This is a genomic window from Flavobacterium sp. (assembly GCF_035456225.1).
GTDB lineage: Bacteria > Bacteroidota > Bacteroidia > Flavobacteriales > Flavobacteriaceae > Flavobacterium.
Map to the genome: position 1 here is coordinate 1 of NZ_DATIDM010000224.1, position 4,858 is coordinate 4,858.

Here is a 4,858-nt window from a genome sequence, read left to right on the forward strand (position 1 = left end):
AAAGTAAAACACCAAAGCGAAGTGGATAAAAATGATGGAAATTGGTTTTTTACAGAATACGAAAGCCAAGCTGATAAAAAAATATATTTTGTGGAATATGAAAGTCAGGCCGACTTAAAAATATATTTTGTAGAATATAAAAGTCAGGCTGGTTGGAGAAACAAAGAAAAAATACACTTAATGTATTAACATCTGTAATAAAAAAATCCCTAACTCACGCTAGGGATTTTATATTTAATACTTCAACAATTCCAGTAACTCCTTTTCAAAACGTTCTTTCGGTAAATATTGATCTTCCAACGATTTCATAAACGGAATAGCCGATTCTAAACTTCCAACGCGTTTTACCGGAGCATCAAGGTATTCAAAACAGTTTTCCATAATCATTGAAGAAATATCACTCGCCACACCGCCAAACAATGTATCTTCCTGAAGAATAATCACACGGTTTGTTTTCTTAACAGAAGCATATATCGCTTCCCAATCCAATGGCTGTAAAGAACGTAAGTCCAATAAATCAGCTGAAATTTCAGTGTGTTTAGCTAAAGTTTCCAAAGCCCAATGTACACCTGCTCCAAAAGAAATAATCGTCACGTCGCTACCTTCTTTAAGTAAAGACGCTTTTCCTAATGGCAATGTATAATAATCTTTTGGAACGTCTTGGTAAACACTTCTGTACAATTGTTTATGTTCGAAGAACATTACCGGGTTCGGGTCATTAATTGCTGTTGCCAACAATCCTTTTGCATCATAAGGGAATGCAGGATAAACTACTTTTAATCCCGGAGTTTTGGTAAACCAGGCCTCATTGGTTTGTGAGTGGAAAGGTCCCGCCTGGGTTCCGCCACCGCAAGGCATGCGCACCACCACATCGGATTTCTCCTGCCAACGGTAGTGTTGTTTCGCCAATAAATTTACAATCGGGTTAAAACCTGTCGATACGAAATCAGCAAACTGCATTTCCACAACGGCTTTATGTCCGTTAATCGATAATCCGTTTGCCGCAGAAACGATAACACTTTCACAGATTGGTGTGTTACGTACTCTGTCTTTTCCAAATTTATCTACGAATCCTTCAGTAATCTTGAATGCACCGCCATATTCTGCGATGTCTTGTCCCATCACAACTAAATTAGGATGACGTTCCATTGACTGACTCAATCCTTGTGAAATAGCATCAATCACACGGATATTCTCGGCTTCGCCTTTAGGTTCTATATTTTCAAATGTGTACGGAGCATACACATCGTTTAATTCTTCATCTAAATCCGCAACAATCGCAGGCTCTTCCTGAACTTTTGCCCAATCCGTATCGATTTCTTTTTTAATTTCTGCTCTGAATGCCTCATCAGCTTCCTCTGATAAAACGGCAGTCGCTTTTAAATAGTTACGATAATTTTCTACCGGATCTTTAATGGCCCACATATCCATCAATTCTTGAGGAACGTATTTCGTACCGCTCGCCTCCTCATGTCCGCGCATACGGAAAGTCATGAACTCCAAAAGTACCGGACGAGGATTTTCAATCATGGAAGCTTTTAAATCCGAAATCAAATTGTAAACTTCTAAAATATTGTTTCCGTCTATCACATAGCTTTCCATTCCGTATCCAACTCCTCTATCAGCCAATTGTTTACAACGATATTGTTCATTAGTTGGTGTCGATAAACCATAACCATTATTTTCAATCACAAATAAAACAGGCAGGTCCCAAACTGAAGCAACATTCAATGCTTCATGAAAATCGCCTTCAGAAGTAGCGCCTTCCCCTGTAAACACAGCCGTAACCTTACCATTTTTTTTCAATTTATTAGCTAAAGCGATACCGTCAGCAACCCCCATCTGCGGACCAAGGTGCGAAATCATCCCAATGATGTTAAACTCTTGTGTACCAAAATGGAATGAACGATCACGTCCTTTTGTAAATCCGTTGCGTTTTCCCTGCCATTGTGAAAATAAGCGGTGAAGCGGAATTTCTCTGGTTGTGAAAACGCCTAAATTACGGTGCATCGGCATAATATATTCGTCTTTATCCAGTACTGAAGTAATACCGACTGAAATAGCTTCCTGGCCAATTCCGGAGAACCATTTGGAAACTTTACCCTGACGGATAAGGATTAACATCTTCTCTTCAATTAATCTTGGTTTGATTAATTTTTTATATAAATCTAATAATTGTTCGTTGGTCAGATTCTTTCTGTCAAAATTCATTTTATTGTGCTTTTTTAAACGCTCCCAAAAGTATAAAAAATAACAGTTTTAGACCAATTTGTTTGATATTTTATTTAGAATAAATCAATCCGATTTTAGTTTCAACTTTTGCAAACTTTCGATTTGTTGGCAACTTTATTATTTTTTTCCAAATTTAATTCTATACATTTGTTTTTATAATGGTTTCAAACCGAAAAACTTATTAACAAAAACTAAGTACAATGCAAAACATTCCTAGTGTTGACTTACGTGATTTCCTGTCGGATGATCCGGCACGTAAACAAAAATTTGTAAATGAAATCGGAAAAGCCTACGAGGATATTGGCTTCGTAGCATTAAAAGGTCATTTTTTAGATGACAAATTAGTAGACGAGCTTTATGGTGAAGTTCGCAGTTTCTTCAACCTTCCACTGGATGTTAAAAGCCAATATGAAATCCCGGGTATCGGAGGACAGAGAGGTTATGTTTCTTTTGGAAAGGAACATGCTAAAGGACGTTCCGCAGGAGATTTGAAAGAATTCTGGCATTTTGGTCAGTATGTAGGCGAAGATTCAAAATACGCTTCAGAATACCCTGAAAATGTAAACGTAACCGAATTGCCAAAATTCAACTCTGTAGGTAAAGAAGCTTATCAGATGCTTGAAAAAACCGGTGTATATGTTTTAAGAGCATTAGCCATTTATATCGGATTAGACGAATTTTATTTTGACAAATTCATCAAAGACGGTAACAGTATCTTAAGACCAATCCACTACCCTCCAATCACTGACGAACCTAAAGACGGAGCCGTTCGTGCTGCTGCTCATGGTGATATCAACCTGATTACGCTTTTAATGGGTGCTCAAGGCAAAGGATTGCAGGTACAAAATCATGACGGACAATGGATTGACGCTATTGCAGAACCGGATGAATTGGTTATTAACGTTGGCGATATGTTATCCCGTCATACTAATAACAAATTGAAATCCACTATTCATCAGGTTGTTAATCCGCCGAGGGAATTATGGGGAACATCCCGTTATTCTATTCCGTTTTTCATGCATCCAATCAGTGAAATGCCTTTAAATTGTCTGGATAACTGCATTGATGAAAATCATCCTAAATTATATGAAGACATCACTGCCGGAGATTTCTTATACGAACGTTTGGTTGATTTAGGATTGATCAAAAAATAAACTTTTTAAGTTCCATATAATAAATTCCAAATTCCAAGTCAAATTGGGGTTTGGAATTTAATTTTTAAATAACTTTGAAGGTTACGATTTACAAAATTTGGAATTTCACATTTTATGGATTTACAAGACCAACTAAAGAACCTTTTCCCCGACCACGTCCCTTCTAATGAACCGGAAGAAGTTCAGGAGGAAGAACACACACTTTTCATTCAAAAAGAACCTTTAATCTGCAAGTATGAAAAGCGAAAAGGCAAAGCGACAACAATCATTGAAGGTTACGAAGGTGATATCGAAGATTTTAAAATATTAACTAAAGAGATTAAAACGAAACTCAGCGTTGGAGGAAGTTTTAAAGACGAATCTATTATTATTCAGGGAGATTACCGCGATAAAATCATGATAATTCTTAAAGAGAAAGGCTTCAAGGTTAAACGCGTTGGCGGTTGATTAATAAGCTTGAACCCGCAATCGCATTGAGCTGCTAAAAACACACAACTCAGTAACTCAGAAACTAAATAATCCAGAACGATTATGGCAGATATAAAATCATCAGAATTAATACTAAATCCCGACGGAAGTGTTTATCATTTAAACCTCAAACCGGAAAACATTGCACATGACATTATCTTTGTTGGCGATCAATATCGTGTGGAAAAAATCACACAATTCTTTGACACCGTTGAGTTTTCGACTCAAAAAAGAGAATTTAAAACACAAACCGGGACCTACAAAGGCAAACGCCTGACCGTCATATCTACCGGAATTGGTCCGGACAATATTGATATTGTAATGAACGAATTGGATGCATTGGTAAACATCGATTTAAATACGCGTCAGCCAAAAAACAATTTAACATCCCTAAACATTATTCGTATCGGAACATCCGGTTCTTTACAGGCTGATATCCCGGTAGACAGTATCGTCATGTCCGAATACGCTATCGGATTAGACAACATGCTACGCTCCTATTTAATTGATCCTGTAACAGATAATGAAATTGAAGACGCTTTTATCAGTCATACAAATTGGGATTTACGAAAAGGAAGACCTTATGTTGTAAAAGGAAGTGAAAAACTGTCAAAGTTGATTGAAAGCGACTCGACTCACAAAGGTTTTACCGGAACTGCCGGAGGATTTTACGGTCCGCAAGGCCGTGTTTTACGTTTAAATATTCAGGATGAACAATTGAATGGAAAAATGGATAATTTCAATTATAAAGGAATCCGAATGACGAATCTTGAAATGGAAACTGCAGCCATTTACGGTTTAGGAAAATTACTGGGGCACGAAACTTTATCCATGAATGCCATCATAGCAAATCGTGCCAATGGAACTTTCAGTGAAGATCCTTACAAAGCTGTAGATGCGTTGATTATTTACGTTTTGAACAAATTGGCTGGGTAAATAAAACAAACAACCATCTGATTTACAGAATAGTAATCACAAATACATAAATCATTACTTTAACAAAC

Annotated in this window: 5 protein-coding genes; 4 read left to right on the plus strand and 1 reads right to left on the minus strand. The window is 37.0% G+C overall.

Annotation, left to right across the window (positions count from 1 at the left end):
- On the plus strand, positions 1-189 hold a 189-nt coding region (locus tag VLB74_RS12955), incomplete at its 5' end, for a 7(1) septoil knot domain-containing protein (RefSeq protein WP_325203876.1).
- Positions 190-234: 45 nt separating this feature from the next.
- Here the strand turns inward: VLB74_RS12955 and VLB74_RS12960 are convergent.
- Positions 235-2,211: an alpha-ketoacid dehydrogenase subunit alpha/beta gene (locus VLB74_RS12960; RefSeq protein ID WP_325203877.1), complete on the minus strand. Its 1,977-nt coding sequence runs from the start codon at positions 2,209-2,211 to the stop codon at positions 235-237.
- Positions 2,212-2,432: 221 nt separating this feature from the next.
- Between VLB74_RS12960 and VLB74_RS12965 the strand changes: the two genes are divergently transcribed.
- The 3 genes from VLB74_RS12965 to VLB74_RS12975 all read left to right on the plus strand — a co-directional run bounded on the left by VLB74_RS12965 (position 2,433) and on the right by VLB74_RS12975 (position 4,790).
- Positions 2,433-3,386 carry an isopenicillin N synthase family dioxygenase gene (locus VLB74_RS12965; protein ID WP_325203878.1) on the plus strand — a complete coding sequence of 318 codons (954 nt, stop codon included), beginning with the start codon at positions 2,433-2,435 and terminating at the stop codon, positions 3,384-3,386.
- A gap of 114 nt (positions 3,387-3,500) precedes the next feature.
- Positions 3,501-3,833, plus strand: a complete 333-nt coding sequence (locus tag VLB74_RS12970; protein ID WP_325203879.1) for a translation initiation factor — start codon at positions 3,501-3,503, stop codon at positions 3,831-3,833.
- An 84-nt stretch (positions 3,834-3,917) separates the two neighbouring features.
- A complete protein-coding gene (locus VLB74_RS12975) occupies positions 3,918-4,790 on the plus strand; it encodes a nucleoside phosphorylase (RefSeq protein ID WP_325203880.1) in 873 nt (290 codons plus the stop codon).
- The last annotated feature ends 68 nt before the right edge of the window (positions 4,791-4,858 follow it).

Coding starts and splice junctions, on each gene's coding strand:
- VLB74_RS12975 (WP_325203880.1), top strand. CDS start 3,918: ATGGCAGATATAAAATCATCAGAATTAATACTAAATCCCGACGGAAGT.
- VLB74_RS12970 (WP_325203879.1), top strand. CDS start 3,501: ATGGATTTACAAGACCAACTAAAGAACCTTTTCCCCGACCACGTCCCT.
- VLB74_RS12965 (WP_325203878.1), top strand. CDS start 2,433: ATGCAAAACATTCCTAGTGTTGACTTACGTGATTTCCTGTCGGATGAT.
- VLB74_RS12960 (WP_325203877.1), bottom strand. CDS start 2,211: ATGAATTTTGACAGAAAGAATCTGACCAACGAACAATTATTAGATTTA.